This window comes from Holdemania sp. 1001095H_141210_F2 (assembly GCF_015558105.1).
GTDB lineage: Bacteria > Bacillota_I > Bacilli_A > Erysipelotrichales > Erysipelotrichaceae > Holdemania.
Genome location: NZ_JADNPO010000059.1, coordinates 1 through 1,923 on the forward strand (window position 1 = coordinate 1; position 1,923 = coordinate 1,923).

At 38.0% G+C, this 1,923-nt stretch carries 1 protein-coding gene; it reads right to left on the minus strand.

Translation table 11 applies throughout. The annotated features are described in order from the left end of the window. Window positions 1-85: 85 nt before the first annotated feature. A complete protein-coding gene (ltrA, locus tag I2G61_RS16225) occupies window positions 86-1,384 on the minus strand; it encodes a group II intron reverse transcriptase/maturase (protein ID WP_072683574.1) in 1,299 nt (432 codons plus the stop codon). Between the last annotated feature and the right edge of the window lie 539 nt (window positions 1,385-1,923).

Genomic DNA, 1,923 nt, shown 5'->3' on the forward strand with positions numbered 1-1,923 from the left:
AATAGGGTAGAGGGAAAATAAATTTCGCCCCTCCCATTGCACCGTACGTACGGATCTCGTATACGGCGCTACATATGTATTGCTGTCACGAATAACTTAGATAGTACTCTAAAGGATTGACTAAGCCTTGTCTTTCCTTTTTCTTTATGGCTAGTATTCTGGGATTTAAGATGTAGTTTACCACATTCATTCCACATCTTCGATACCATCCTAGTCTTGAATTTGCTACTTTAAATATGTCTTCCTCTGTAAAGGAAAAATTTTGCAGTTTATTCAGTCTTTGCAGATTTATATAAATCCGTTTCGGTATCTTCCATTGCTTAATAATAACCACTCTTATTTTGTGTCTTAACCATTGTCCGAATTTATCCAAGAATTGTTTCATACTTCCGATACGGAAATAGTTTATCCATCCTCGTATAATTTGGTTTATTCTTTTAAATGTCTCTGCTAATGGTCTTGCTACTGCGTGTTTCCGTTTTAGTATTTCTTTGATTTTCATGCATAACTTCGCTTTCCTGTTATCGCTTGGCCTACACTTCCATCCCATACTTCCTTTCCAGAACGTAAAACCTAGAAAATTACTTTTCGTCGGTCTTACGATTTTGGTCTTTGTCGCACTCACTTTTAAGAATAGTTTTCTTTCTAGCCACCATGTGATTGATTTCATTACTCTTTCTGCTGCCATTTCGCTCTTTACGAAGATGTTACCATCATCAGCGTACCTCACAAAGCGCAGCCCTCTCTCTTCAAGTTCTTTATCAAGCTTATCTAAATATATATTTGATAGTACTGGACTGAGTGGTCCTCCTTGTGGTACTCCTGCTTCATTTGGACTTACTAGTCCATCTTCCATAACTCCTGCTTTTAAGAACGAACGTATCAGATGCAGTATTTCTCTTTCATTCACATGTTCTCTAAGTATTGAGATTAACTTGTCATGATGTACTGTATCGAAATATTTTTCTATATCTATGTCAATAACCCATTCGTATCCTTCGTTTAGATATTCTAATACTTGTTCCATCGCATTATGTGCACTTCTATTGGGGCGAAACCCATAACTGTTTTCACTGAAATGTGGTTCATATATTTCGCTCAGTATCTGCGCTAATGCTTGTTGTATTACTCTATCTGTTACTGTCGGTATACCTAGCGGTCTTTGCTTTCCATCTGCTTTTGGTATATAGACTCTCCTTACTGGCTTTGGTTTATATTTCATATTCATGATTGCGGTTATAATTTCCTCTCCATGTATTTCAAAATATTTGTCAATTTCTTCCACCATCATGTTATCAACACCCGGTGCGCCTTTGTTACTCTTGACTTTCTTTATCGCCAGTTCCATATTTCTTTTACTTAGCATCTTTTCTATCAATCTCATTCGCTGTTCCTCCTCTACTCGTAGATTTATCCAAGACCATCCCCACTACTTTCCTCATCAATGATTACGATTCATTGTTTCAGAGTATCCTCATTTTCGGATTGCTTGAACATTTTCTCATAGTGATTCACACTATACATACATTAAGTCCTTCGTTATCTAGGCTGGATAACTAATATGACCTCAGCTGACTTCTTGTGATAAACCTTTTTCGACCGATGCTACCATCCCTGATTTTAAAGTTTATTGGACTTCATCGTTCACAAGACCTCCCGGGGTAAGACATACATCTCTTTCCTATCTTCACAAGTTCCTGATTTACTGTCTTGGTTTTACGTTTACCTTTTGGACTTTGGTTTGTTTCGCAACCTTATCCACCATTTAGCCTCATCAGGTTTCTGTTCGTAACCTCGAAGATTTTGCTACACCACTTCCTTCACCCTTAACATCACTGCTAACGACTTGTGGTTCACTACACTTGGCGGTAAATACCCGTGGTTGGATTTTCACCAACTAGATGTATGCCATGCCCGGCACAC

Excerpts from the sequence above, each read along its gene's own strand:
- ltrA (WP_072683574.1), bottom strand. The coding sequence starts at position 1,384 with ATGAGATTGATAGAAAAGATGCTAAGTAAAAGAAATATGGAACTGGCG.